General features: G+C 38.2%; 24 protein-coding genes and 2 riboswitches. Of the genes, 19 read left to right on the top strand and 5 right to left on the bottom strand.

What is annotated here, in order from left to right:
* Positions 1-111: 111 nt before the first annotated feature.
* The 8 genes from HNR53_RS05170 to HNR53_RS05135 all read left to right on the top strand — a co-directional run bounded on the left by HNR53_RS05170 (position 112) and on the right by HNR53_RS05135 (position 6,708).
* Positions 112-882 carry a creatininase family protein gene (locus tag HNR53_RS05170; RefSeq protein ID WP_184523512.1) on the top strand — a complete coding sequence of 257 codons (771 nt, stop codon included), beginning with the start codon at positions 112-114 and terminating at the stop codon, positions 880-882.
* 250 nt (positions 883-1,132) lie between these two features.
* Positions 1,133-1,864, top strand: coding sequence for an iron-containing redox enzyme family protein (locus HNR53_RS05165; protein ID WP_184523510.1), 732 nt, complete (start codon positions 1,133-1,135; stop codon positions 1,862-1,864).
* A 377-nt stretch (positions 1,865-2,241) separates the two neighbouring features.
* Positions 2,242-3,705 (top strand): aldehyde dehydrogenase family protein, encoded by a 1,464-nt coding sequence (locus HNR53_RS05160; RefSeq protein ID WP_343065281.1) that lies wholly within the window; start codon positions 2,242-2,244, stop codon positions 3,703-3,705.
* A gap of 28 nt (positions 3,706-3,733) precedes the next feature.
* Positions 3,734-4,213, top strand: coding sequence for a GlcG/HbpS family heme-binding protein (locus HNR53_RS05155; protein WP_184523506.1), 480 nt, complete (start codon positions 3,734-3,736; stop codon positions 4,211-4,213).
* A gap of 148 nt (positions 4,214-4,361) precedes the next feature.
* Positions 4,362-4,955 carry a chromate transporter gene (locus tag HNR53_RS05150; RefSeq protein ID WP_184523504.1) on the top strand — a complete coding sequence of 198 codons (594 nt, stop codon included), beginning with the start codon at positions 4,362-4,364 and terminating at the stop codon, positions 4,953-4,955.
* Positions 4,952-5,482, top strand: coding sequence for a chromate transporter (locus tag HNR53_RS05145; RefSeq protein ID WP_184523502.1), 531 nt, complete (start codon positions 4,952-4,954; stop codon positions 5,480-5,482). The genes HNR53_RS05150 and HNR53_RS05145 overlap by 4 nt, the downstream gene beginning before the upstream one ends.
* A gap of 42 nt (positions 5,483-5,524) precedes the next feature.
* On the top strand, positions 5,525-6,199 hold the full coding sequence (locus tag HNR53_RS05140) for a GntR family transcriptional regulator (RefSeq protein WP_184523500.1): 675 nt from the start codon (positions 5,525-5,527) through the stop codon (positions 6,197-6,199).
* A gap of 158 nt (positions 6,200-6,357) precedes the next feature.
* Entirely contained in the window at positions 6,358-6,708 is a 351-nt protein-coding gene (locus HNR53_RS05135) for a 2Fe-2S iron-sulfur cluster-binding protein (RefSeq protein ID WP_184523498.1), read from the top strand.
* Positions 6,709-6,959: 251 nt separating this feature from the next.
* Here HNR53_RS05135 and HNR53_RS05130 read toward each other — a convergent pair whose 3' ends face one another.
* Positions 6,960-8,015: a two-component system sensor histidine kinase NtrB gene (locus tag HNR53_RS05130; RefSeq protein WP_246439323.1), complete on the bottom strand. Its 1,056-nt coding sequence runs from the start codon at positions 8,013-8,015 to the stop codon at positions 6,960-6,962.
* 253 nt (positions 8,016-8,268) lie between these two features.
* Between HNR53_RS05130 and HNR53_RS05125 the strand changes: the two genes are divergently transcribed.
* Positions 8,269-9,648, top strand: a complete 1,380-nt coding sequence (locus HNR53_RS05125) for a radical SAM/SPASM domain-containing protein (RefSeq protein ID WP_246439321.1) — start codon at positions 8,269-8,271, stop codon at positions 9,646-9,648.
* A 328-nt stretch (positions 9,649-9,976) separates the two neighbouring features.
* On the opposite strand, the gene metE is transcribed toward HNR53_RS05125, so the two are convergent.
* A complete protein-coding gene (gene metE, locus HNR53_RS05120; RefSeq protein ID WP_184523496.1) occupies positions 9,977-12,268 on the bottom strand; it encodes a 5-methyltetrahydropteroyltriglutamate--homocysteine S-methyltransferase in 2,292 nt (763 codons plus the stop codon).
* Positions 12,269-12,421: 153 nt separating this feature from the next.
* Positions 12,422-12,620: riboswitch (cobalamin riboswitch) on the bottom strand.
* Positions 12,621-12,844: 224 nt separating this feature from the next.
* Positions 12,845-13,023, top strand: a riboswitch (cobalamin riboswitch).
* Positions 13,024-13,141: 118 nt separating this feature from the next.
* On the opposite strand from metE, the gene HNR53_RS05115 reads away from it, so the two are divergent.
* From HNR53_RS05115 to nrdG, 5 genes are read left to right on the top strand one after another with little or no spacing between them, the layout of a single operon-like run.
* The gene (locus HNR53_RS05115; RefSeq protein ID WP_184523494.1) at positions 13,142-13,366 is read left to right on the top strand and encodes a glutaredoxin family protein; all 225 of its coding nucleotides are present in this window, start codon (positions 13,142-13,144) and stop codon (positions 13,364-13,366) included.
* Entirely contained in the window at positions 13,363-13,722 is a 360-nt protein-coding gene (nrdI, locus tag HNR53_RS05110) for a class Ib ribonucleoside-diphosphate reductase assembly flavoprotein NrdI (RefSeq protein WP_184523492.1), read from the top strand. The genes HNR53_RS05115 and nrdI overlap by 4 nt, the downstream gene beginning before the upstream one ends.
* On the top strand, positions 13,719-15,812 hold the full coding sequence (gene nrdE / locus HNR53_RS05105) for a class 1b ribonucleoside-diphosphate reductase subunit alpha (protein ID WP_184523490.1): 2,094 nt from the start codon (positions 13,719-13,721) through the stop codon (positions 15,810-15,812). The genes nrdI and nrdE overlap by 4 nt, the downstream gene beginning before the upstream one ends.
* Entirely contained in the window at positions 15,800-16,762 is a 963-nt protein-coding gene (gene nrdF, locus HNR53_RS05100; protein ID WP_184523488.1) for a class 1b ribonucleoside-diphosphate reductase subunit beta, read from the top strand. The genes nrdE and nrdF overlap by 13 nt, the downstream gene beginning before the upstream one ends.
* Positions 16,743-17,342: an anaerobic ribonucleoside-triphosphate reductase activating protein gene (nrdG, locus tag HNR53_RS05095; RefSeq protein ID WP_184523486.1), complete on the top strand. Its 600-nt coding sequence runs from the start codon at positions 16,743-16,745 to the stop codon at positions 17,340-17,342. The genes nrdF and nrdG overlap by 20 nt, the downstream gene beginning before the upstream one ends.
* 300 nt (positions 17,343-17,642) lie before the next feature.
* Here the strand turns inward: nrdG and HNR53_RS05090 are convergent, their stop codons facing one another.
* The 3 genes from HNR53_RS05090 to HNR53_RS05080 form a co-directional block, all read right to left on the bottom strand.
* The gene (locus HNR53_RS05090; RefSeq protein WP_184523484.1) at positions 17,643-18,461 is read right to left on the bottom strand and encodes a histidine phosphatase family protein; all 819 of its coding nucleotides are present in this window, start codon (positions 18,459-18,461) and stop codon (positions 17,643-17,645) included.
* Between the two features lie 248 nt (positions 18,462-18,709).
* Positions 18,710-19,186 carry a hypothetical protein gene (locus HNR53_RS05085; protein WP_184523482.1) on the bottom strand — a complete coding sequence of 159 codons (477 nt, stop codon included), beginning with the start codon at positions 19,184-19,186 and terminating at the stop codon, positions 18,710-18,712.
* Positions 19,187-19,586: 400 nt separating this feature from the next.
* Positions 19,587-20,525, bottom strand: a complete 939-nt coding sequence (locus HNR53_RS05080) for an aldo/keto reductase (protein ID WP_184523480.1) — start codon at positions 20,523-20,525, stop codon at positions 19,587-19,589.
* Between the two features lie 435 nt (positions 20,526-20,960).
* On the opposite strand from HNR53_RS05080, the gene HNR53_RS05075 reads away from it, so the two are divergent.
* From HNR53_RS05075 to HNR53_RS05055, 5 genes are all read left to right on the top strand, one after another.
* Positions 20,961-21,731 (top strand): electron transfer flavoprotein subunit beta/FixA family protein, encoded by a 771-nt coding sequence (locus HNR53_RS05075; protein ID WP_184523478.1) that lies wholly within the window; start codon positions 20,961-20,963, stop codon positions 21,729-21,731.
* Positions 21,732-21,746: 15 nt separating this feature from the next.
* The gene (locus HNR53_RS05070; protein ID WP_184523476.1) at positions 21,747-22,721 is read left to right on the top strand and encodes an electron transfer flavoprotein subunit alpha/FixB family protein; all 975 of its coding nucleotides are present in this window, start codon (positions 21,747-21,749) and stop codon (positions 22,719-22,721) included.
* Between the two features lie 61 nt (positions 22,722-22,782).
* Positions 22,783-23,991, top strand: a complete 1,209-nt coding sequence (locus HNR53_RS05065) for an acyl-CoA dehydrogenase family protein (RefSeq protein ID WP_184523727.1) — start codon at positions 22,783-22,785, stop codon at positions 23,989-23,991.
* Between the two features lie 239 nt (positions 23,992-24,230).
* A complete protein-coding gene (locus HNR53_RS05060) occupies positions 24,231-24,650 on the top strand; it encodes a hotdog family protein (RefSeq protein ID WP_184523474.1) in 420 nt (139 codons plus the stop codon).
* Positions 24,651-24,655: 5 nt separating this feature from the next.
* Entirely contained in the window at positions 24,656-25,963 is a 1,308-nt protein-coding gene (locus HNR53_RS05055) for a sigma-54 interaction domain-containing protein (protein ID WP_184523472.1), read from the top strand.
* Positions 25,964-26,108: the final 145 nt, after the last annotated feature.

Genomic DNA, 26,108 nt, shown 5'->3' with positions numbered 1-26,108 from the left:
TTTTTACGGTATACAAAATACCTAATATAGCTACGAAGATCAATAACTAACTATTAACGAAGAAAGTTTAGTCTATAATACGGATAAAAATAAATTAAGCAGGTGATAAAAATGGATTGTTATGATTTAACAGCCATGACTTGGCCAGAAGTAGAAGAATCGTTAAAAACGGTAAAGTTTGCCATCATTCCCGTAGGTGCTCATGAACAGCATGGTCCCCATATGGCAGAAAGTTGTGATGCGGTACTGGCAGAAAAAATGGCGAAAAAACTTAGTCAGAGAATGTTTCCTTATGCGCTTGTAACTCCAGTCATCAATATGGGGGTTTCTGAACATCATTTAAGTTTTCCGGGCACCATTGCCTTACAGCCATCCACTTTGATTGCGATTATAAAAGATATCATCTCTTCTTTAAAACAACATGGAATAAATAAATTTTTATTATTAAATTCCCATGGCGGCAATCAATCAACTCTAAATGTAGCATCATTGATGCTTAAAAAAGAGTTGGATGTTGAGGTTTACTATGCAAAAACAACGGCTTCAGCAAAAAAATCGCTTAAGAGGTTTGTCACCTCACCTTTATTTGGGCATAGCTGTGAACGTGAAGTTTCAGAAGCCTTATTTTTAGCGCCTGAACTCGTAAGGCTTGATAAAATTGAAAAAGGAAAGATTAAAGAAAATGGAAGATGGAAGCAGCTTCGACCAGGAAACGCCATTCAAGGTTTTTATGCTTATGAAGAAATGACGGAAAATGGCTGTATTGGAGATGCAACAAAAGCAAGCTGGGAAATAGGGGAACAAATTGTGGAAGAAGCAATTGAAAATCTATCAAAAGAGCTGTATCAACTATTGCAATTAAAAGTGGATACGCTGCGTTAAAGAAGTCTTATAAAAAGTAATTAATTATTCAGAAAATTATAAAAATATTGTTTACAAATCAAAAAAAATCATTTAGTATATATTTAACGGTATACCAAATACAAAATAAAAGATAAAGATTGACGAATTTACACTATTGCCACAATGATAGGAGTCGTAACCTTTTATTTTTTTAAGCAATATTGGTATACAAAATACTAAATGTCATTTTGGAAATAATCTAACCCAAAATCAGAGGAGGAATTGAACCATGACAACATTATTATCAAAAGACGAGTTTCGTAAAGCTTTAGAGGATGCAATTAAAGGAAATCATAGCCAAAAGGCTCCATTTACACTTGCTTGGGCTGAAGGAAAGCTAGAAAGAAAACACTTCGCTCGATGGGCAGAGAATCATTATCATTATGTAGGACCTTTTGCCAATTACTTAGCTTATATCTATCACAATACTCCAGATACTCCGGAATTTGAATCTGCGAAAGATTTTATTTTACAAAACATGTATGAAGAAGAAATCGCCGCGGATCGCCATACAGATTTGCTCATTCGTTTTGCTGAAGCATGTGGAACCACTCGTGAAAGAGTGATGGATCCTAAAAATATGACGCCGACTACTCTAGGACTGCAAAGCTGGTGCTATGCTGTTGCAGCGAGAGAGAACTTTGTTGTTGCCACAGCGGGCTTAGTTGTAGGCTTGGAATCTCAGGTTCCTGATATTTATCGGAAACAAACTCCTGTATTACGTGAAAAATATGGATTTACAGATGAAGAGATTGAATTTTTCGATCTACACATTGTATCAGATGAAATTCATGGAGAACGCGGTTATAAAATTGTCCTTGAACATGCAAACACTCCAGAATTGCAACAACGTTGTATCGACATTGTCCGTGTTGGTGCAGATATGAGACGTTCCTATACAGATGCACTGTGGAGAGAATATCTAGAAAAGGATTTAGGTAATTTAATCGAAACGAATTAATAGGTTGATATTTCAGCAGGGGAGCATTCTTTTGGATGCTTTCCACTAAGGGTAAGTAAAGTGCTTCCATTCTTCTTGACCGTCAAGTTCAATCTTGAAAATTCGAGATTTAAAGTGGCGGTCCATTTTTTCTATAGGCTGCTATTTTCATTATATTTTAGTAAAAGGCTGTGTTAAAGGTCGATGTTGATATTTAATACCTTGTTGATTGGAGTGGAAGGCACGAAGACTCCTGCGGGAACAGCGAGACAGACGAGACCCCGCAGACACGAAGTGCCGAGGAGGCTCAGGCGTAGATGAGCGGAAAGCGAAGTGCCTGGAACGGAAATCAACAGACAAGTTTAACAGACCCTAGTAAAAAAGAAAAAGGTGATCGAGTGCTTACAACAAAAGTAGAGACCTTCAATAACTATATTAATGGCGAATGGAGAGAAGCTGTCAGTAAAAAAACATTCAGCGATATCAATCCAGCAAATACTGAAGATATTATCGGCGCCTTCCAGGCATCAAATGAACAAGATATAAAACTTGCCATAGAGGCAGCAAATAAGGCTTTTCCAGAATGGGCCAGGACGGCTCCTTCTAAACGTGCCGCTATTTTAAATAAGGCCGCTGATATCCTTGAACAAAATGCTGACAAGTACGCTAGCGAGCTAACGAGGGAAGAGGGTAAGCATGTAACGGATGCCAAGAATGAAGTGCTTCGTTCAGCTCAAACACTAAGGTTTTATGCAATAGAAGGTCAAAGCTATTCAGGTGAAACTTTTCCAAATGATGATCCAAATATGAAAGTGTCAACGGAAAGAGAACCTCTTGGAGTCGTCAGTGTGATTACTCCTTGGAATTTCCCAATTTCAATTCCTTCTCGTAAGATTGCTCCGGCTTTAATCATGGGAAATACAGTTGTGTTTAAACCTTCATCAGACACCCCACTAATTGCTATACGTCTTGTTGAGGCATTACATCAAGCTGGTATTCCAAAAGGCGTAATTAATTTAGTAACGGGAAAAGCTTCCGATGTCGGGGATTTATTAGTCACGCATCCTGCTATAAAAGCTGTTACGTTTACCGGATCAACCTCAGCCGGGGAAGATATCCATAAAAAATCTTCTTTTACAACTAGGACGCAAATGGAGCTTGGGGGTAAGAATCCAATGATTGTGATGGATGATGCGGATATCGACTTAGCTGCAACCTTGACCGTAAATGGAGGATTTTCCTTATCTGGTCAAGCTTGCACAGGAACGAGCCGGGTCATTGTTTTAGAAAAAGTGAAGGAAGCATTTTTGGAAAAATTAATCGCTAAAACCAGAGCGCTTAAAATAGGCAATGGTTTTGAAGAAGGCGTAAAAATTGGTCCATTGGCCAATGAAAGGCAAATGAAAAATGTACTGAATTATATCGGAATAGGTGAGTCTGAGGGTGCCGATTTAGTATACGGCGGGCGACGCTTAACTGAAGGGGATTACAGCCTAGGCTATTTTATTCAGCCGGCTATTTTTACAAATGTCCATCCTACTATGAGAATTGCGAAAGAAGAAATTTTTGGTCCGGTTATTGCCATTATAGGAGTAAATTCATATGAAGAAGCAATAGAGATTGCAAATGATGTAGAGTATGGTTTATCTGCTTCGATCGTCACCAATAATTTAAAACTAGCCCATCAATTTACAAAGGATATACAGGCTGGGACTGTAAAGGTTAACCGTACAACAACAGGCAATTTAATGAATGCTCCTTTCGGAGGATTGAAAAAATCAAGTACATCTACATTCCGTGAATCTGGAAGAGCAGGATTAGAATTTTTTACTCAAGTTAAAACCGTTTACGTCGGCTATTAAATAGAGAATAGATAAGGAGAATGAAAAAATGAAGATAGCTTTAAAACTAGAATTAGAAGAAGCTAAATTAATGATTGATGCCGCTAAGAAAAAATCAGAAGAGATCCATGTTTTTGAAACGATTGCCATTGTAGATGATGGAGGAAATTTAATTGCACTTGAACGAATGAATGAGGCGCGGATTACTGGACCGGAAATCTCCATTGCAAAAGCTTATACTGCTGCTGGTCATAAACGTTCAACCCATTTATTTAATAAAGAGCCAAATGGTCCTGCTTTGCCAGGAAATGAGGCATTTGGCATACAACAAATGCTTCCAGGGAAATTTGCGATATTCGTCGGTGGTTTCCCAATCGTAGTGAACGGTGAGGTTATCGGTGGAATTGGTGTCAGTGGCGGAAATGGGGAGCAAGATACGGCGGTCGGTACAGCGGCCTTAACCGCTTTGCAAGAACATCTGGCAGGAAAAGGGTTTGAAGTGATAACAGCTGCAGATATAAAAAAATAGGAAGAATAGGGACCTCATTCATTTTATCTGTAAGGAACCAATGAGGTCCTATTAAAAAAGTAAGACTATAGGATTAATAGAATTAATTAATTAATTAATTAATAGTTGCAATAGACAATTAACAGCTTTTAGAAAGAGGAGATATTCGTTGAAACCATATATTGAATTAGCTGTTGGGTTTGCCCGTACAGGTGTTACAGGATATGGAGGGGGACCCTCAACCATTCCGTTGATTGAACACGAAGCTGTTAAAAAATATAAATGGATGACAGAAGAAGAATTTGGAGATATTTTAGCTTTAGCCAATACCTTACCCGGACCAATTGCTACCAAAATGGCAGCCTATATTGGTTACAAAGTGAAAGGCGGTTTAGGGGCGTTCGTAGCGATTCTTACCCATGTCCTGCCATCTGTTATTGCTTTAATTAGTTTATTGGGAACCCTTTATATGTTCCGCGAGTCACCGATTGTAGGCGGTATGGTTCAAGGTGTGACTCCAATCATTGGGTTTATGCTGGCGGAAATGGCTTATCGTTTTTTCGAAAAAGGTCGTAAGGGTTTAGGCTGGTCCAAAATGCTCGTGTTTACTGCTATTTCTATCTTATTTATACCCATTTTAGATATTCATCCAGGGATATTAATTGTCGTTTTTCTCCTGTCAGCCTTTTTAATTGCCCATAAAAAAAAGGCTCCTGCCAATACTTCAGAAGTCAAAATGAATAGGAAGGAAAAAAGTATATGATGTATTGGGATATTTTTTGGTCATTTTTTATTGCGAATATTCTGGGATACGGTGGCGGTCCTGCTACCATTCCGTTAATCCAAAACGAGGTAGTGAACCGGTATCACTGGATGTCGTTATCCGAGTTTGGTGATCTATTGGCCATCGCGAATGCGCTGCCAGGACCAATCGCAACCAAGATGGCAGGATACATTGGGTATGAATTAGGCGGGGGCTTTGGAGCGGCAGTGGCACTGACTGCAACCATTCTTCCTTCTGCCATCGCAGTGATTATCCTGTTTAAATTTGTAAATTTATTTAAAGATTCGCCGGAAGTAAAGCTAATGACTAAATCGGTACAGCCTATCATTGCCGTTTTGCTTGCTGTGATGGCTTATCAATTCTTTTTAGCTGCATTTGAAGATAGTGGGATTTTTCATCTTATATTGTTAACCGGACTTAGCTATTTTACGCTTATTAAATGGAAGATCCATCCTTCGCTTGTCATTATTGGGGCACTATTTTATGGTGGAATTCTACTAGCATAATTATTTTTCGGACAATTTCAGCATTGGGAGGAGGTGAAAGCGGTGGAAGCGAAATGGAAGAAAGATAATTTATTATCTATTCGAGAACATGCTTATTTGTATTTAAAAGATCTTATTCTTGAAGGAAAATATCGAGCTGGGGACCGACTAATCGAGAGAGAACTTGCTGCAAAATTAAACATAAGCCGGACTCCCATCCGGGAGGCCTTGTTTCGCTTAGAGTCTCAAGGATATGTAAAAACGATCCCAAGGAAAGGAGTCGTCGTCGCAAATATTTCCGAAGAAGATGTCATTGAGGGATTTACCATCCTTTCCTCCTTAGAGGTGCTGGCAGTAAAATTAGCATCACAAAGGATGGATAAAGAAACTCAAAGGGAATTAGAGCTGAAAATTCAAGAGCTAATCAAAATAAAAGAAAAAGATGAGGAACATGTTCATTTTGAACATATACAAATGAATCATCTAATTTACAAAGCATCCAAAAGTCCTAAATTGTTTGAAATTTTGTCTGGACTTAATGACTTTATCCATTTGGCTGCAAATATGGGATATGAAACACCGGGAAGAAAGAAAGAATCACTTCAAGAACACATTGAAATTATGAAGGCTTTAAAAAATAGAGAGGCTGAAATAGCAGAATATTTGATGAGAATCCACATTGAAAACTCTAAAAAAGCCTACGTAGCTTATATGAAAAATTTAAAGCGCGTGATATAAAGTTCAAATAACTCTGAATGATCTGATAAGCAGCCTGTTTTTTAAATTTCTCCATTGTTAAGAGTGATACTAATCTATTAAAAAATAATAGATTGATCATTTACCATTAATGTTTTTGACGATTGTATACCGAAGTGTAATTAGAGGAGGAATAAAGCATGCCTAAAATTCATTTTGTGAACAGTAAAAAAATCCAAGAGGTACCTGAAAATTCAAGTATACTTAGAATGTCACTTCGTTATGATGGAGAACTGCCGAATCGATGTGGCGGGGGAACGTGTGGCAATTGTGTATTTATTCCAGAAGAGGGAGTAGAATTCCTAGATAATGTAAAACCACAAGAAAAAAGAAAATTAGGTGAAGAGCTACTTGAAAAAGGTTATCGATTAGGATGCCAAACTTTCGTAACAGATGGTGATATCAAAATTTCCTGGGATGAAGAAATTAGGAAACAGGTGGTTAAAAGAAAACTAGATAAACCCAAAGAAGTTACTTCAGCAAGGTTATGATTGATAAGGAAAAATTGATATGAAAAGGAAACTCATCATTAAGGTTGATGAGTTTTTTTCTAATTCCACTAACTAGCAGGGGAGTTGAAAAGTAACAATATAAGTGCCTGTCGAAGAATTGAAAAAGCTTTTAATAAATGATCGAAACAATACTTCAAAAATGAATTTTACTGTTTCAGAGGGAGCCCTTTCAAATTTATTTCCATATTCTTCATTTGACTATATCAAAACGATTTGCCCTATTAACATGTTCATAAATGTGGAGAATATTTAACTGGTATTTGAATATGAAACGTTGTTCCTTTTCCAAGAATACTGTCAACCAAGATGATGCCTTCATGCTCTTTGATGGCTCTATATACTTGAGTCAGTCCTAGTCCAGTCCCATTCGTTTTGGTGGATAAAAACGGAGTTCCCAGCATTTCCACATTTTCTGGAGGAATGCCCTTTCCTGTATCGCTTAATTTTATATGTATCCACCCATCTTGAAAGAAATGCTTAATCTTTATTTTTCCATTCCCTTCGATCGCTTCAATGGCATTCTTAATCAGATTAAAAAATGCTTTTAATAATAAATTTTTCTTGCCAACTATGAAAATTCCCGAATCCTTTATATCCATTTCAATTTTTATTGAATAAAGTTTTTCTTGAAATAGAGGTAACAGAGAAGATAACTCCATAGATACATCTATCGGGACTAAAGGCTCATCGGGTAAATCAGGTCTGGAAACTTGTAATAAATTATGTAGAGTGTTTAACGCATTATTTAATTCACTTTCCATCATATCTAAATAATGATGTGGATAGGATTCTTTTAATAACTGTATAAAACCTTTTACTGAAGTAAGTGGATTTTTGATTTCATGAGCAATACCCGCCGCTAGTTGACCAATTGAAGCTAGCTTTTCACTATCACATAATAATTTTTCTGTCACTTTGCGGGAAGTCATGCTACGCATAATAATTTGAGCGGAAATATTCCCTTCAATAAAATAAGGCGTGCACATCATTTCAACTTCTATTATTTCTCCACTATTTTTCTTCATCTTCATATCCTTTGGTTCAATGGTTACTTGTTTTGTAAACATTTCTACTAATAGTTCTTCACACATTTTATGTTGATAAGATGGGATAAAGCAACAAACGCTTTTATTTAGAACATCTTCTTCTGATGCTTCAAATAATTCCAGAAATGACTTATTACAATAAAGAATGGTTTGATCTTTATCAACAATCAAAATTGTATTTAGTGAATTATCAGTCAATTGTTGATGATCGATATGAATAGAATCGATTGTTTGTACCAAGTTACCACTTCCTTTGCTATAAATCCATGATTTTCCTGATAAATCATTATAGTAGAATGCTAACATTCTAATAATGTAAAATTCAGTGACAATAGTCACTAATTTATAAAACAGGTACAAGGCATTATCTGAGTATTAAGAAAGTATGATTCGATTGAACTATTTTTTATGAACAGCGATTCTTGTGTTCACTATATCAGAACTTAAATAATTTTATTATCTTAATATATTGATTTTCTTATTTGGAAGAAATATGATTATTGTTGGGAATGAAAATGAATGTAAAGAGGTTTATAAATACATGGAGAAAAAGGTTAAATATGTTCCATCAAGGTTTAACGCATTGTCTCATTTGGATGATGATCAGGGAATAGTCCTTTTTAATAGTTATAATGGGGCCATTGTCCATTTTACAGAAAAAGAAAAAGCGGAAGTATTAGCTTCTCTGAAAAGAGCTGGCACCGAAGAGCTGAAAAATGAGACGCAAAAAGATTTATATGAAAATGGTTTTTTAGTTTCTGAACAAGTAGATGAGAAAAGAAGAGCGCAATTTCTACATCAGTCCTTACATCGAACAGATGTCATGCATCTTGTTCTTTTACCAACAGAAGCCTGTAACTTTCGTTGTACCTATTGTTATGAGACTTTTCCTCGTGGAAAAATGAATGCAGACACAATTAATGGTCTTAAAGCGTTGGTGAAAGAAAAAGCAACAAATTTGTCCAATTTAAATATTAGCTGGTTTGGCGGGGAGCCTTTACTGGCATTAGATGTGATTGAGGAACTTTCAAATTCATTTTTATCAAGTGCTAAGGATAACCATATTCATTATTCTTGCGACCTTGTTACGAATGGTTATTTTTTAACAAAAGATGTATTTCAGAAATTGCTGACGTGGGAAATAAAACAATTTATGATCACCGTTGATGGCATTGGGGAAGTTCATGATAGCCGAAGACATCTAGCAGGCGGTGGTAAAACGTTTGAAAAAATCATCGATAATCTTAAAGCAATCAAAGAATTACCAGATCCATTTGATATTACGATTCGAGTGAATTTCGATGAAAATAATTTACTAGAAACAGCAAAATTGATTGGGTTCTTGAAAGAACATTTTGCAGCTGATAAGCGTTTTGGGGTAATCTTTCGTCCTGTTGGCAGATGGGGAGGAGAGAACGACGATGAACTCCCTGTATGCAGCCGGATCATAGCCAATCATAAAATTTGGGAATTTACTGATGAAGCGGTGACACATGGAATTGGAATGAGTTCCTTGATAGATGGATCTTTAATGCCGTCAGGATCTGTTTGCTATGCCGCTAAGCCTCATTCATTAGTTGTTGCTTCCGATGGACAGTTATACAAGTGCACAGTTTCTTTTAATGAAGAAGTGAATAAAGTTGGAAAAATACACGAAGATGGCAGTTTGGACCTTGATTATGACAAAATAGCCAGTTGGGTAACATCAGGAGAAGAAACAGACTTGGTTTGCCAATCTTGCTTTTATCGTCCTGCGTGTCAAGGAAATCATTGTCCATTTTATCGGATGCAAACAGGAGAGCGGCCCTGCCCTTATGAAAAAAGAAATATTAAAAAAGTATTAAATCTTATCTGGAAAAATAGTTTACAATAAAAGATTTGCATCAGAAAAGTTCTGCTTCTGATTAAAACAATGAAAGGAGGTGAGATAGATGCGTGTTCTACGTCCTGGAACAATTCCGGTTAACACCGCTAATTCCGGAAAGATTATGAAGTCTGTACCTGGGAACTTAAAATAATAACTCCTTTATGAGGACCTGTTTATTCGGATAATAAACAATCTCAACAACTTAAAAAGACGCACTTCTTAAATTAAGGGACAGGCACCGCGTCCGGATGTGTGGCTAAGTATTGCCTCCGGGAGAGGAACCTGTCCCTTGGTCTCCCTTTCACAAAAAGGGGGGATGGTTATTCATCCAATTTTAAGAATTGTACTGAATATAATTTAATAAGGAGCGCTTTGCTTTTGCCGCTTCCACCATGACTTTTAAGGCTGCAATGGTCTCCTCTTTGCCGCGTGTTTTTAATCCGCAGTCTGGATTTACCCAGAAAATACGGTAGTCCAATACTTGTAAAGCACGATCGATATTTTGCATTAACTCTTCAAAGGTTGGTACACGGGGACTATGAATATCATAGACACCGAGGCCAATTCCTTTTTGGTAGTGATAGTCTTCAAATGATTTAATTAATTCACCATGGCTTCTGGATGTTTCAATGGAAATAACATCCGCATCAAGGGCATCTATCGCTTCAATTATATCCTCAAAATGTGAATAGCACATATGTGTATGAATTTGTGTTTCATCTTTCACAGATGAAGTGGACAGTTTGAAAGCATAGACTGCTGCTTTTAAATAAGATTCTGTTTTTTCTTGTTTTAAAGGTAAACCTTCTCTTAAGGCAGGCTCATCGACCTGAATCATACCAATTCCATTTTTCTCCAGCGCGGTCACTTCCTGGCGGATCGATAATGCAATTTGATTTAAGACATCTGCACTGTCTATATCATCCCGAATAAAGGACCAATTTAAAATGGTAACAGGACCTGTCAGCATTCCTTTAACAGGTTTTTTCGTCAAGCTTTGGGCATAAACCGTTTCTTTCACTGTCATCGGCTCTTTTAAAAATACATCTCCATAAATAACAGGTGGTTTCACACAGCGTGAACCGTATGATTGTACCCAGCCGAATTTTGTTACAGCAAAACCTTCTAATTTTTCACCAAAGAATTCTACCATGTCCGTCCGTTCGAATTCACCATGGACAAGCACATCTAAACCAATTTCCTCTTGAATAAAAATCCATTTATTGATTTCTACATGAAGAAACTGTTCATATTGTTCGTCAGACAGTTCACCTTTTCTCCATTTTAGACGTTGCTGGCGAACTTCCTTCGTTTGTGGAAAACTGCCAATTGTAGTAGTTGGCAATGTTGGTAAATTCCAGCGTTCGTCATGAAGTTCCTTCCGCTTTGCTGCCGCAATACGTACAGATGGATACTGTGATAGATTGGCTAATGCATCTTGAACATGCTTCACGTTCCGGAAAGAAGAATGATTTAACGTTTGCACGGAACGATCATAATTTATTACTTCGTTAAGCGGAATTTCCTGATTTAAATATTTTGTTAATAAAATAATTTCTGCTAATTTTTCATCCGCAAAAGCCAATGCATCTTTTACAATAGTGTCAAACGCTGATTCATTTTTCATCGTCACAGGGACATGAAGCAAGCTGTTGGATGGTTGAATAATAAGACGATCTTTACTTACGATGTTGGATAATGTCTCAATAAACGCTGCCTTCTCTTGTACATTGCTTTTCCAAATATTACGGCCATCTATGATTCCTGCCGCCAAAACTTTATCATTTGGGAAGCCGAATGATTGTAAATGAGCCATATTTTGACCGGAATCATGGACAAAATCTAGGCCGATTCCTGCTACTGGCAGCTGCACAATCTCTTCATAACGCTCCAAGCTTTCAAAATAAGTTTGCAGAATTAGTTTAAGATTTGGAACGGCTTGATGAAAGGCTGCATAGACTTCTTTAAACTGCTGGAGACGATTGTCATCCACGTATTTCACTAAAATTGGTTCATCTATTTGAATCCATTCAGCCCCGGCTTCCTCCAATCGCTGTAAAACTTCTATATAAAGAGGCACAAGCGCTTGTAACAGCTCGCCTTGTTTTTGTTCATCATAGCCTTTGGAGAGGGCTAACAAGGTAACAGGTCCCAAAATGACAGGCTTCCCATTAATGCCCAATTTCTCCTTTGCTTCTTTATACAAAGTTAACACGCGATTTTCCAATAAAATAGGCTGCGCCTCTTCTAGTTCCGGCACAATATAATGATAGTTTGTATTGAACCATTTTGTCATTTCCGAGGCGACTTTCCCTTTGCTTCCTCTGGCAATTTCAAAATAATTCTGCAGTGAAATTTTTTTCTCATCTGTTTTAAATCTTTTCGGAATCAAACCAAACATAATCGCTGTATCTAATACATGATCATAGTAACTAAAATCACCGACAGGAATTAATTCAATCCCTTTTTCCTGCTGCTTCCGTAAATGCGAGAGACGAATTTTTTCCATCTCGGCTTCGAAAGTTTCTTCGGTTATTTCTCCTGCCCAAAATAACTCTAATAGTTTTTTCCATTCTCTATTTTCACCGATTCTTGGATAACCCAAATTTGAACTTTTGATACTCATAGTTGCAACTCCTATCTCATAATGTTTAATATCAATAAAAAAAAGTCTCCCTGTTTAGCAAGAGAGACTGATGATAACAGTAGTTAACTAGAATTGAGACTCTGAGTAGGTTTCAACATCATATCATCACTCCTCCCTAATTTCGCGTAGGTAATAAGCGCTAAACAATAGGTAGGTCTCCTGACTTAGGATCATTGCTTACTATCCCTTCCCATTTCAAAACGAAACAGTGGTTTGTGATAGTCAGCTTCCCATTACAGTGGCGCGACCGTGCCGGATTTTCACCGAGCTTCCCTTTTAAGCTAAAGGCATGTTGTTTCTTGCCTTTAACACCTATGTTTGAACATTATTAACTTTTAAAAAATGAATTAAGGTAAAGAATATATGATTTTGTCTCATTTGGCAAGCAGCAATTCTTCTTGTCCTGCGCTCCATGACGATGTAAAAGGCAAACCTCCGTGCTGGTTGGTCAACATTTTCTATACTTATTGAAAATTCAGATATCAATTAAGTCGTGTATATAGATTTACATTTATTTAGAAGGGTGGTACACTTTATTCTATCGAAAACAATATATGGTGTTTATTTTATTTAGGTACTGCTATATGTAGTTTAATAGGGAAGTTCGGTTTAATCCCGACGCTGTCCCCGCAACTGTAAAGCTGACGACGATTCAAAGCCACTGTGCATTCGCATGGGAAGGGAATCGGAGAATGAAGCGAAGCCAGGAGACCTGCCTATCTAAAACAAATCAATCATTTCTTCGGGGATTGGGAAATGGAGACGTCTACATTCTCAATTTCTGATGTTTCCATTTCAGGCTGCCTACTACCGAAGAGGCAGCCTTTTTATATTTAAGAAAAGAGGGATGACATGAAACTTTATACGAAAACATTCTGTCCTAAATGCCTTTGGATAAAATCCGAATTACAACGGGCTAGGATTGAAGCGGATATTATAAATGTCGATCAAGATGAACAGGCAAAGCAAAAGCTGATTGACGCGGGCTTTTTAAGCGTTCCTGTTCTTGAATTAGAAGGAAAGTTTATTGGTGATGTAAAGGAAGTTATCTCCCAAATTGAGTTGATTGCACAGTGATTGTTTATGCCAGCCGAACGGGCAATGTACGATATATTGCATCTAAATTAAAGGCGAAGTACATTGAGGTTTCTGAAGATTTAATGATGAATAAGTCTTACTTATTAATTACATATACAGACGGGTTAGGTGATATTCCAGCAAAGGTCGTACGGTTTTTGGAACAAAACGCACAATTTTGCAAAGGGGTAGTAGTTAGCGGGAACAGTAACTTCGGCCACACGGTATTTGGCGGTGCGGGTGATAAAATTGCAGCGATGTATCATATCCCCCTAGTGCGCAAACTAGATTTACGAGGAAACAAGGCTGATTATGAAGCGATTCAAACGTTTTATGAAACGAGGGTGACGGGATGAAAACGTATTTAAAGTTAAATAATGATGTCCTGAATCGTTATAGCATAACAGGACAATTGGAATTGGAAAAAGATCGTGAAGCTACGCGTCGTTACTTTTTAGAATATGTCAATGTACGTCTGCGTTACTTTATTGATATTGAAGAAAAAATTCGTTATTTAGTAGATGAAAGCTACTACGAAAAAGAGTTTATTGACATGTACGATATGGCATTTCTAAAGAGAATGTACAAAAAAGCGTATGATTATCATTTCCGTTTTCCATCCTTTATGAGTGCCAGCAAGTTTTATGATAGCTATGCGATGAAAAGCCGTGATGGAGAAGAAATTCTAGAAAAATATGAAGATCGTATTGTGATCATTGCCTTGTATTTAGCACAAGGGGATACTGAACTCGCAGAACAAGCAGTGGCAGCAATGATGGAAGCCTATCAGCCCGCTACACCAACCGCTTTAAATAGCGGGAAGAAAGCACGCGGCGAGTTAGTGAGTTGTTTTAAATTATCAATGGATGACTCGATGAACAGTATTGCAGAAAACATGGGTTATTGTTTAGAGTTATCCCGCCTGGGCGGCGGTGTGGGCGTGAACTTAACTGATTTACGTCCATTGGGGGATCCGATTAAAGAGATTATGAACCGTGCCAGTGGTGTCATACCAGTCGCAAAGCTTTTAGAAAATTCATTTAGCTATTCAAATCAGCTTGGACAACGAAACGGATCTGGTGTTGCCTATTTAAATATTTTTCATGCAGATATAGAAAACTTTATTTCATCGAAAAAACCAAATGCCGATGATAAAATTCGTCTGGCAACACTATCAATAGGGATCATTATTCCGAATATTTTCTTTGAACTAATGAAAAGAGATAAAGATATTGTGTTGTTTAGTCCATACGATATTTTCAATGAATACGGCAAACGTATGTCTGAGATTTCAATAACAGAGATGTATTATGAGCTTCTAGATAATCCTAATATCCGTAAAATCAAGCGGTTAAACGCACGGAAGCTTTATACAGAAGTAAAGAAGGCTCAATTTGAGTCAGGCTATCCATTTGAAATCTTTGATGACAATGTTAATGAAGTTCACCCCCTTAAAAACATTGGCCGTGTGAAAATGTCTAATCTATGTACAGAAATATTACAAGTACAGGAAACCAGTATAATTACGGATAAAGACGAACCAAACCAATACGGCTTAGACGTATCCTGTAATTTAGGCTCTATTGATATCCATGAGGCTAGTAAGGTAAAGGATTTTGAAAAGTTAGTGGATACAGCGATGCGTTTGTTAACCAACGTTTCACAAATGACCAACATCAAAAATGTACCGTCTGTTGCCAAAGCAAATGAATTAATGCATTCGGTAGGTCTTGGTGTGATGAATTTACACGGACATCTTGTGACACAGGGAATCATGTATGGTTCCAAAGAATCGATTGAATTTATCGATCGTTTTATGGAAGCAATGAACTATTTTTCGCTGAAAACATCAATGGAAATCGCTAGAGAACGCGGCGAGATTTTCTATAAATTTGAGGAAAGTGATTACGCATCTGGTCGTTATTTTGAGCAATATGTGGATAAAAGGGAACGGGAACTACCATCCGATGTCTTAAGTGCCTTGGGAAATATTCCACTCATCACACAAAAGATGTGGCAGACATTAAAGCAAGATGTTATGCAATACGGCTTATTTCATTCCTATCGCTTGGCAATTGCGCCAACTGGCAGTATTTCATATATTCGAAGTTGCACGGCTTCCATTGCACCTTGTACAGAGCGTGTTGAAATACGTGATTACGCCGATAGTCGTACAATTTATCCAATGCCACATTTAACAAATGACAATGCTCATTTATATGTAGAAGCATATGATGTCAATCCTTATCATTTGATTGATTTATATGCTGCCGCTCAAAAACATGTGGATCAAGGAATTTCGCTGACGTTTTATGTTACTGATAATTGGACAACCGAGCAGCTGGCGAAAATTTATATTTATGCCTGGATGAAGGGGATTAAGTCCGTTTACTATGTACGGCAACGATTACAAACATTAGAGGAGTGTGTCGCATGTCAAATTTAACCTATGAGGCGGTGAATTGGAATAAACCAACGAGTGAACTTGCCCAAGTATTTTGGGATCAGCAATGGAAGCAAATTTGGTTTCCGGAGGAAATTGCCGTCAGTAAAGATGTTAAGCAGTGGCAAAGTTTCGAACACCAGGATACATATAAAAAGGTATTTGCCGGGCTGACGTTATTGGATACGGTTCAAACCAATATTGGCATGAATCATATAGCTGCCTATGCTACAGATTTACAGGAAAAAGCTGTTTTTACTGTATTTGCCTCTTTTGAAGCCATTCATGCAAAATCATACTCCTATATCTTTACCACCCTTTGTACCAACGCAGAAATTGACGAGCTTTTTGAATGGGTAAAGAAAAACGAGTATCTGCAATACAAAGCAAATAAAATTGGTGCTATTTACAGCAGTATAGAAGAAGGAAATTCAGAGAGCCTATGGAAAGCAATGTTTGCATCCGTCATGCTTGAATCCTTCTTATTTTACTCAGGTTTCTTCTATCCTCTCTATTTAGGCGGGCAAGGTTTCCTGCGTAATAGTGCAGAGGTTATTTCACTTATTTTACGTGACGAATCCATTCATGGGGTGGCAGTCGGCTTTTTTGCGCAAAATTTATTCAAGCAATTTTCAAAGGAAAAGCAGGATGAGTTGAAAGTATGGGGATATGAACTATTACTTGATCTCTACCAAAATGAAATGAAATATACCGATGATGTCTATGCTGAAACAGGCTTATCACCAGAGGTTAAGGCGTATGTACGCTATAACGCAAATAAAGCGTTAATGAATATCAGCTTTGAAGCTATGTTTCCTGAGGAAGAAGTCAATCCCATTGTGATGAATGGGATCCGTAATGAAGGCTCCACATATGATTTCTTTTCACAAAAAGGTTCAACTTACGCAAAAGCAAAAGTGGCTCCCATTACAGATGACACCTTTATTTTCTAGAAAACATGGGGACGGTTCTCCTGTTTACCTAATATTTTCCAGTAAGAAGTTTGAGAGACATAATCCCTTCGAATTAAATCGAATTCACTCTGCAGGATTTTATTCAGATTCGATTTCCAATGGAGAAGGATGGAGAGCTGTCCTTTTTGTCTCGGGATGTCCCCATCAATGTCCTGGATGCCATAATCCGCAATCATGGGATGCAAAATATTGGGAACAGTATGTGGAAGAAGATGTTTATAATCAAATTATCGAAAATCCCTTTTTAGATGGGTTAACGCTATCCGGGGGAGAACCATTTCTTTATTGCAAAGAGCTATTATCGTTAGTGAAACGCGTAAAAGAAAAAGGGTTAAACATTTGGTCTTATACAGGCTTTACAGTTGAAGAAATTTTACGTTGGGCTGAAAGGAATTCTGATGTACATGCATTTCTGCAGGAATTAGACGTATTAGTGGATGGAAGGTTTTTAAGCGAGAAAGTGGAACCGAAGAAACTTTTTCGCGGAAGCTGTAGTCAGCGGATTATTGATGTACAGGCTTCATTGAAGAATCAAAAGGTTGTATTATATATGGCTTAAATGATAAGGATACAGTATTGTAATATCTCATTAGAGAATAAATAATTCTTAAATGTAGAATATGGAAAACAAAGTGCCAGTCGCCAAAAATACCATAAGGATGGTTTCCGAGGTTTTAGTGAAGTTTAAGGTGAACCTAGTCATCAAAACACGAATTATAAATTACCCAAGACTCAACCAGATTACTTGGCATTTCATGCGAACTGTTGAATACAAGCAACTGGTTTCCGGAAGAAATATTCTTCAAAGCCAGCTTAAATAGCTGGCTTTTCATGGATCGAATTTCTTAGGGAATAACGATTACAAATTTTTTTGTTCAGCATATTTCATTTCATTTACTTCGAGTATTCTCCAAGCCTTTCCATCAAATTCAAGCTTTGATACACTGCCGTTTTTACAAAGTCCCTTTGGTACTTTATTTGCATCGAATTTTTCAAGAATGGCGTTAATGGTAATTCCATGGGAAACCATTAAAATATCACCACCGCCATTTTGATAGACCTGTTCCGCAATTTCTTTCAAGCCTTTGGAGGTGCGGTCGGCTAATTCTTGATAACTCTCCGCTTCGTCTGATGGATCCAAAACCGATAGGGTATTGACTAACTCTTTAAATGGATTGTTTGCTTTTGTGAAAAGTTCCTCTTCATTTCCCAATTTCAAATGACTGGAGGTCAGCTTCCAAAGCACGTCCATTTTCTCGCCTTCAAATTCCCCAAAATATACCTCGCGTATTCCTTTGTTTTCGATAAGCGGCAAATCCTTGGCCTTCGTTTTATTTTCCGCTAAAATCAGTTTTGCCGTTTGTCTGGCCCTGCCGCTATCACTCGAATAAGCGGCGGCAAATGATATCTCTGCTAACCCTTTTCCCACTCTTTTGACCAAATCTTCACCAGCTGGAGTGAGCGGTCCATCAGCCCAGCCTTGGGCGCGATCTGTTTGATTCAATATGGTCCTACCATGACGAATAAGATAAATGGTCACGATACCAGGTTCATTTTGCTTTACTGTCGCTTTACTCTTTATTGTCACATTCTCATTTGCGGCATAAATTGGGTTTGTGAGGGTGGTTAAGCAAATCAGAATGAGAACCAGAAAAGCAATAAAAAATCTTTTTTTCACCTTAGCATTTCAACTCCTATTATGGGATAAACGTAATTTAGAATGACCTAAAGTTTAGTTTGTTCATATTCAATGGAATTATCCTTAGCAAGCTGAGGACCATAATGGACTTAAATCAGCCTTGTTCATGACCGCAATGAGAGAAAATGTTGGATATACATAATAAAAAGCCAATTCATTTACGAATGGGCTTCGTTTTTGCATTCTATTCCTATGCTTCTGGATCTTTAAATCGCATTTGTTCCATTTTAATAGAAAAATTTTCCGAGGCTGATTAGATTACTAAGCATTCCCAGACCGCCTAATGCTCCTTTTCCGACCTTAAATAAACCCCCAAACATTCCTGGTAGCCCTTGACCCATGTTATTTCCCCAGCCCATCGGATTTCCATAACTTTCCCAGCCTGCAGGACCGCCAAGACCTCCCCAACCCATCATTTGCCCAAAATTCCCCAAACCTTTCTGATTTACTGGCATCGTCCCATTGAAAGGATGTCCTGGACTACCGAAGCCCGCCAAACCTCCCGGATTCCACAAACCTTCTGGATTAATTTGATCATTCCAGCTTGATGGGCTTCCAAGACCATTCCAGTCTGATGGACTTTCAAGACTATTTATTTGGTTAAAATGAGGCATTTGAGCCTGTAAGTGAAATGGTGGTGCTGAAATTTGATGATGATAGGGCTGTCTTTGTCTGCCAAATTGTGCATACCTATAATGGTACATACGCATAATCTCCTGTCTAAAATGCATTGTGTTGGGATAGCTTATGTTATTTAGCCCTTTATGAGTGGTTAAATAACTAGATGTACAGGCCGAAATTTTATTCATTGTAAATTTTCTGGACCGTATAAAATGACAGTAGATCTATTTTCTAGTGAAATAGATGGAGGAAAATACCTGTCCCCTTGTCCCCATTAAAAATGGAAGCGCCTTTGCGACTTTTTCATCATAAAACGGTTGTAAACTGGTTGAGGTTGTACCGTTTTCAGTCGCTGCGGTAAAGAACGCTTCTTATGATAAAAATCGCAGTACCTGTGGCTTTACTTTATTGTTCCTGACGGGCACTATGATCTTTTCATAGTGCCCGTAGGTATCAATAAACTCATATTAGAGTATTGGTTTCCTATTTATGTAAGATCGCTTCAACAGCTTCTAATTCTTCTTTTGTTAACACCATGTCACTGGCATCTAAATTCGCATCAATGTGTTCCGGACGTTTTCCTCCAGGAATAACGGCATCTACACCATTCTGGGATAAAAGCCAGGCCAACGCTAGGCTGGAGAGAGAAATCCCTTTTTGCTGCGCTATATTTTTTAATTCTTCCACTTTATCAAGGGTTTTTGGAAAGTTTTCTTCTTGGAAGAGAGGAATGGAGTTTCTCCAATCACCGGAAGACAAGCGAAAATCCTTTGTATACTGACCGCCCAGCAGACCAAAGGCTAATGGGCCATAAGGAATAAATGAGATGTTGTTTTCAACACAATACGGCAGAAGGTCGGTTTCTACCGAATGATTGAACATATGATAGGCTGTCTGCAGCGCCACTATTTCACCGGTTTGATTGGCTTCTTTAAGCTGTTCTAGATTGACATTTGAAATTCCGATGGCACGAATCTTTCCTTCCGTTTTCAGCCTGGAAAGTTCAGCCACTGCTTCTGCTAGATTGGTCTCATTATCTGGGAGGTGAATGTAATACAAGTCAATATAATCTGTTTGAAGACGGGATAAGCTATTTTCTACAGCTTTCCGTAAATATTCCGGCTTGTTATTTGGACGTATACTGCCGTCTTCAAACCATTGATTGCCGCCTTTCGTGGCCAGAACCAGCTCTTCCCGATTTGTGGTTTTGAGTACCTCACCAATAAGCTCCTCAGAACGGCCTTTCCCATACATATCAGCAGTATCAATCAATGTGATCCCATTATGGATAGCGTGTCTGACCATTTCTTTTCCCTGATTTTCATTGAGGTTGGAAAACAAATTATGCCCCCCTACCGCATTTGTACCTAATCCAATTTTCGAGATCGTTATATCTGTTTTTTTTAATGTGGAAAATTTCATGATTTTTTGCCTCCGTTCATTCTACATGTTTCAAGCTTCACTTTATTCGCCTGGAAAACGGGTGAATTTGTTTAAAACCAACTCTGAGTATAGGATTTTAAAAAGGGAACGTCAAATAAAGACATTCTCACACTGAATATTGGTCCAAGTATGGCTTAAGGAAAAAATTAGGAAAACGCAAGAAGAACCGTCCCTCTGTTTACTAATTAAATTACTTTTGCAACAATGATTCGCAATTTTGAGAAAATTATTATTTTTGCGATAACTAATGAGCGTGAGCTCTTTACTTATTAGGAGTTCATGTTGGCACGAATCTTGCAATATAAATTAGTGAGAGGGGGGATATTTCATTTATTATTTCAGCCATGATTATATTCTGTTCGTTACTATCCATTTACTGGATAAACATAATAATACGATAAAGGGGAGACTCAAATGAATATCTATGTACTAATGAAACGCACCTTTGATACGGAAGAAAAGATCGCGATTGAAAACGGCAAGATCAAGAGCGATGGTGCTGAGTTTATCATGAATCCTTATGACGAGTACGCTGTCGAGGAAGGGATCGCCCTCAAAGAGAAACACGGCGGTGAAGTAACGGTCATAACCTTCGGTGAAGAAGAAGCGGAAAAAGAACTTCGTACAGCTCTTGCCATGGGTGCTGATAAAGCGGTGTTAATTGATAGTGAGGAATTAGAAGAAAGCGATCAATTTTCCACTGCTGCCATTCTATCAGCCTATTTAAAAAATAAAAGTGCAGATATTATTCTATCTGGTAACGTAGCGGTTGATGGCGGCTCTGGTCAAGTAGGACCACGAGTAGCTGAGATACTTGGTATCCCCCAAGTGACAGCGATTACAAATCTTACGATTGAAGATGGGAAAGCAATTATCATTCATGATGTGGAAGGGGACGAAGAAACAATCGAAGTATCACTTCCCGTTCTTGTTACGACACAACAAGGCTTGAATGAACCTCGCTATCCATCCTTACCGGGGATTATGAAAGCAAAGAAGAAACCGTTAGATACCCTTGAATTAGATGATTTAGATATAGAGGAAGAGGATGCAGCGGCTAAGACGGAAAGAATTGAACTTTTTCTGCCGCCGAAGAAACAACAAGGAAAAGTGCTGCAAGGCGAATTAAATCATCAAGTCCAAGAGCTCGTGTCATTACTAAAATCTGAAGCAAAAGTAATTTAAGGGAGGAGATCTACTATGGGAAGAAAAGTATTAGTATTAGCTGATATTCGTGACGGTGCTTTGAGAAACGTTTCTTTTGAAGCGATTGCAGCGGCAAAATTAATCGCAGATGGCGGAGAAGTGGTTGCAGCCCTTTTTGGAGAATCAATCGGGGAAGAAAGTTCAAGTCTGATTCACTATGGTGCGGACCGCGTGTTAAAGGTAGAACATCCGAATTTAAAAAGCTATACAACAGATGCCTGCCAACAAGCATTACTTCAAGTAATCGATAGAGAAAAGCCGGATGGGCTGATTATGGGTCATACAGCACAAGGGAAAGATTTAGCGCCAAGAATTGCGATCAAATTAAATGCCGGACTTGTTTCTGATGTAGTCGATATTGAAATGGATGGCGGCGAGGCTGTTTTCACAAGACCGATTTATTCAGGAAAAGCGTTTGAGAAGCTTAAAGTGAAAGAAGGCTTAGTGCTGGCAACCATCCGTCCGAATAACATTACTCCGCTTGAAAAGGATGAAGCTCGTTCCGGCGAAGTATCGAACATCACAGTGGACATTAATGATCTACGCACAATTATTAAAGATGTAGTCCGAAAATCAACTGGCGGTATCGACCTCTCTGAAGCAAAAATCATTGTTTCCGGCGGCCGCGGTTTGAAGGCTGCTGATAACTTTCAGCTTTTAGAGGAGCTAGCCAATGTATTAGGTGCTGCAGTAGGTGCTTCACGCGGTGCTTGTGATGCGGGTTATTGTGATTATTCTTTACAAGTCGGACAAACCGGTAAGGTTGTCACTCCGGATCTTTATATTGCTGTTGGGATTTCAGGGGCGATTCAACATTTAGCAGGGATGTCGAATTCAAAAGTGATTGTGGCGATAAACAAAGATCCAGAGGCACCTATTTTTGAAGTTGCCGATTATGGCATCGTTGGAGATTTATTTGACGTTGTTCCATTGTTGATTGAAGAAATGAAAGCGGTAGCCGTTAGTTGATTTAGGTATTTGAATCAATAGATTCTTATGATAAATGAAAAATGAGGAGGAGTTTTAGTTGATGAATTTTGAATTAACAGAAGAACAACAAAGTGTGCAAAAAATGGTGAGAAAGTTTGTGAATAAAGAAATTATCCCGTACATCCAAGAGTGGGATCGTAATGGTGAATTCCAGCCTTCTATTATGAAAAAATTAGCAGAATTACAGTTGATGGGTGTTTGTATTCCAGAGGAATATGGCGGTGCTGGAATGGATTATAATACACTTGCGATTGTATGTGCGGAATTAGAACGTGGTGATACAGCGTATCGTACAGCTGTTTCTGTTCATACAGGTTTAAATAGTATGACATTATTGCAATGGGGAAATGAAGAGCAAAAACAAAAGTATTTAGTACCACAGGCTAAAGGAGAAAAAATTGGTGCGTTTGGTTTAACAGAACCGGATGCCGGAAGTGATGTAGCAGCCATGAAATCACACGCAAAAAGAGATGGAGATTCTTATATTCTTAATGGCTCAAAAACATGGATTTCTCTTTGCGATTATGCTGATAATTTTATCGTATTTGCTAAAACAGATAGCGATGCGGCGCACAAAGGGATTACGGCATTCATCGTAGAACGAACATTTCCCGGTGTATCAACAAAAGGATTCAAAGGCAAATTAGGGATTCGTGCAGGTAATACAGGTGAAGTCTTTTTCAATGATGTAAGGATACCGGCAGAAAATAGACTTGGTGAAGAAGGAGAAGGCTTTAAAATTGCCATGGCGGCACTGGATAATGGTCGTTTTACGGTTGCAGCAGGAGCTGTAGGTTTAATTGAAGCCTCCCTTGAAGCGAGTTTGAAATATTGTCATGAGAGAAAAACATTCGGAAAAGAAATCGGGAAACACCAGCTTGTACAGCAGATGATTGCGAAAATGAGCGCAGATCTTGAGATTGCTGCTTTGCTGGTTTATAAGGCTGGAGCGTTGAAAAATCAAGGGAAACGTAACACAAGAGAAACGTCATTAGCGAAATGGATTGCTTGTGATGCAGCATTTGAAGCAGCAAATAATGCGGTTCAAGTCCATGGTGCGTATGGCTATTCTGATGAATATCCAGTGGAACGCTTCCTGCGCAATTCAAAGGCACCAGTCATTTATGAAGGAACAAGAGAAATTCATACGGTGATGCAAGGTGAATATGCATTGGGATACCGTGAGGATAAGCCGCTTAGACAAATGTTGCCTGCCTGGCCGTTCGAGGAAGTTTCTTTACAAAAATAAAGAAGAAAAGACAAGATCATCAAAAAAAGGTCATACTCCTGAATTTCGGGATATGACCTTTTTTGTCATTTTATTTAATTAGCAAACATAGTTTACCTTTGATAAAAAGTGAAAACGTTTTATTTCACTTATTCATTTTTTGTTATATACTTATAATTAAGAAAATTCTGTCAAAATATTTATTTTTGATAGGTAGATACTAAAATTTAGGAAAAATTTGTCAGAGGAGGGGATTCGTTTTGAGCATAATCAATTCCGAATTGCATATTGGGCAAACAGCCCGCCTGCAGCGGATATTCAATGAAGAAGATCTCGATCAATATAATCAATTAACAAAAGATTTTCATCCAATCTATCAACACCATGAGGATAGCTGGAAAAAGTATTTTACACAACCCATTATTCCCGCGCTGTTGGTAGAGGGTTTAATTATTCAAGTGATTTCAGATAAACTTCCAGGAAGCGCATGTGTATTGCTGCAAAAAGAACTAATTTATTATCATCCAGCGCATATGGGAGATATGATAACCGCTGAATTGACAATTATTGATATTAATCAAGAAAGAAATTGGATTACGCAAAAGGTTATCTGCTTTAATCAAAACGGAACCGAGATTATTAAAGGTCAAATTGTCATTTTTGTATTACCAGGAGGATGAGCGAAATGGGAAGGGCAATTGATTTAATAGAAGATTGGGGATATCTTGAAGTAGATGAGGGCGGAAGACTAACGGATATGAGCCCGGATTTTTGTGAAAATTTTTCGATTAATAAAAAGGATTGTATAGGTGGTTCGATTCATGACATCATCGAGGGGATGTATGGCCGGAAGCGTAAGAAGGTCTTCTTCGGTGCGATCGCCGGGATTAATTGCATCATTCGAGTCACGAAAAAGGGGTATCGCGATGTCTATCGGGTAATCGTTCGTGATGGAGATATTGAGCATCATGAGATGGTGTCGTTCATGCACTCCATTGATATTGCTAAAATGAACAAAAAAAGGCCCCATCAAAACAAATACAGCTTTGATGAAATTATTGGCAACAGTCCGGCCATGCAAGAGGCAAAGGAATTAGCGACTAGAATTGCAACGAGTAATTCAACGGTACTGCTGACAGGGAAAAGCGGGACGGGAAAGGAATTATTTGCTCAAGCGATCCATGGGATGAGCACAAGGAAAAACAACCCTTTTGTTGCGGTGAATTGCGCGGCAATCCCTGGAGAATTATTTGAATCGGAGCTTTTTGGTTATGAACCGGGAGCGTTTAGCGGTGCTAAAAAAGAAGGAAAGCCTGGAAAAATTGAATTAGCAATGAATGGAACCCTTTTTCTAGATGAAATATCTGAGCTCCCTTATGAGGCACAAGGAAAGCTGCTCCGTGTCTTGCAGGAAAAAGAAGTAGAACGAGTCGGAGGAACCGCTAGTAAACATGTCGATATTCGTATTATTGCTGCGACAAACCGTGACTTAGGAAAACTAGTAGAGGAAGGGAAGTTTAGGCAGGATTTATTTTATCGTCTCTATGTCTTTGATTTAACGATCCCCTCACTTCGGGAACGGAAAGAGGACATTCTGCTATTAGCTTATTATTTTATCGATTATTTTAATGGTAGGTTTGATCTTGAGGTGAAGTATATTGATTCCGGTCTTCAAGATTGGCTTCTAAACTATGAATGGCCGGGAAATATCCGTGAATTAAAAGCCTTTATTGAGCGGGGAATGAATATTGTTGAAGGAGACACCCTTTCGATGAGGGATATCTATTTTGCACCTCCTCAGGTATCTGCGAAACCAACAGAAAGAAAACTGAAGGCTCTGCAAAGTTTAGAGGATGAAGTAAAACATGCAGAGATAAACGCCATTCAGCGGGCTTTAGAAGAATCAGATGGGGATCGCTCAATAGCCGCGCAAAAGCTAAAAATACATATTGCGAGCTTGTACCGCAAAATTGCCAAGTACAACTTAAAATAATTCTTTATTTGAAGCTGACTCAAAAGGTCGTTATGAACGACTCTTTCGGGTCAGTTTTTTTACACTGATAGGAAAGTATAAAATTGCAGCGAAGAAGTATTTCGACGTAGTGGCAATTTCTAGGAAATCAGTATAAGTGCTATAA

The sequence above is a fragment of the Bacillus benzoevorans genome, from assembly GCF_014207535.1.
In the GTDB taxonomy this organism is placed as follows: Bacteria; Bacillota; Bacilli; order Bacillales; family Cytobacillaceae; genus Bacillus_BD; species Bacillus_BD benzoevorans.
Note: the sequence above shows the minus strand (reverse complement) of the source record. Positions and strands in the feature narration are given on the sequence as shown.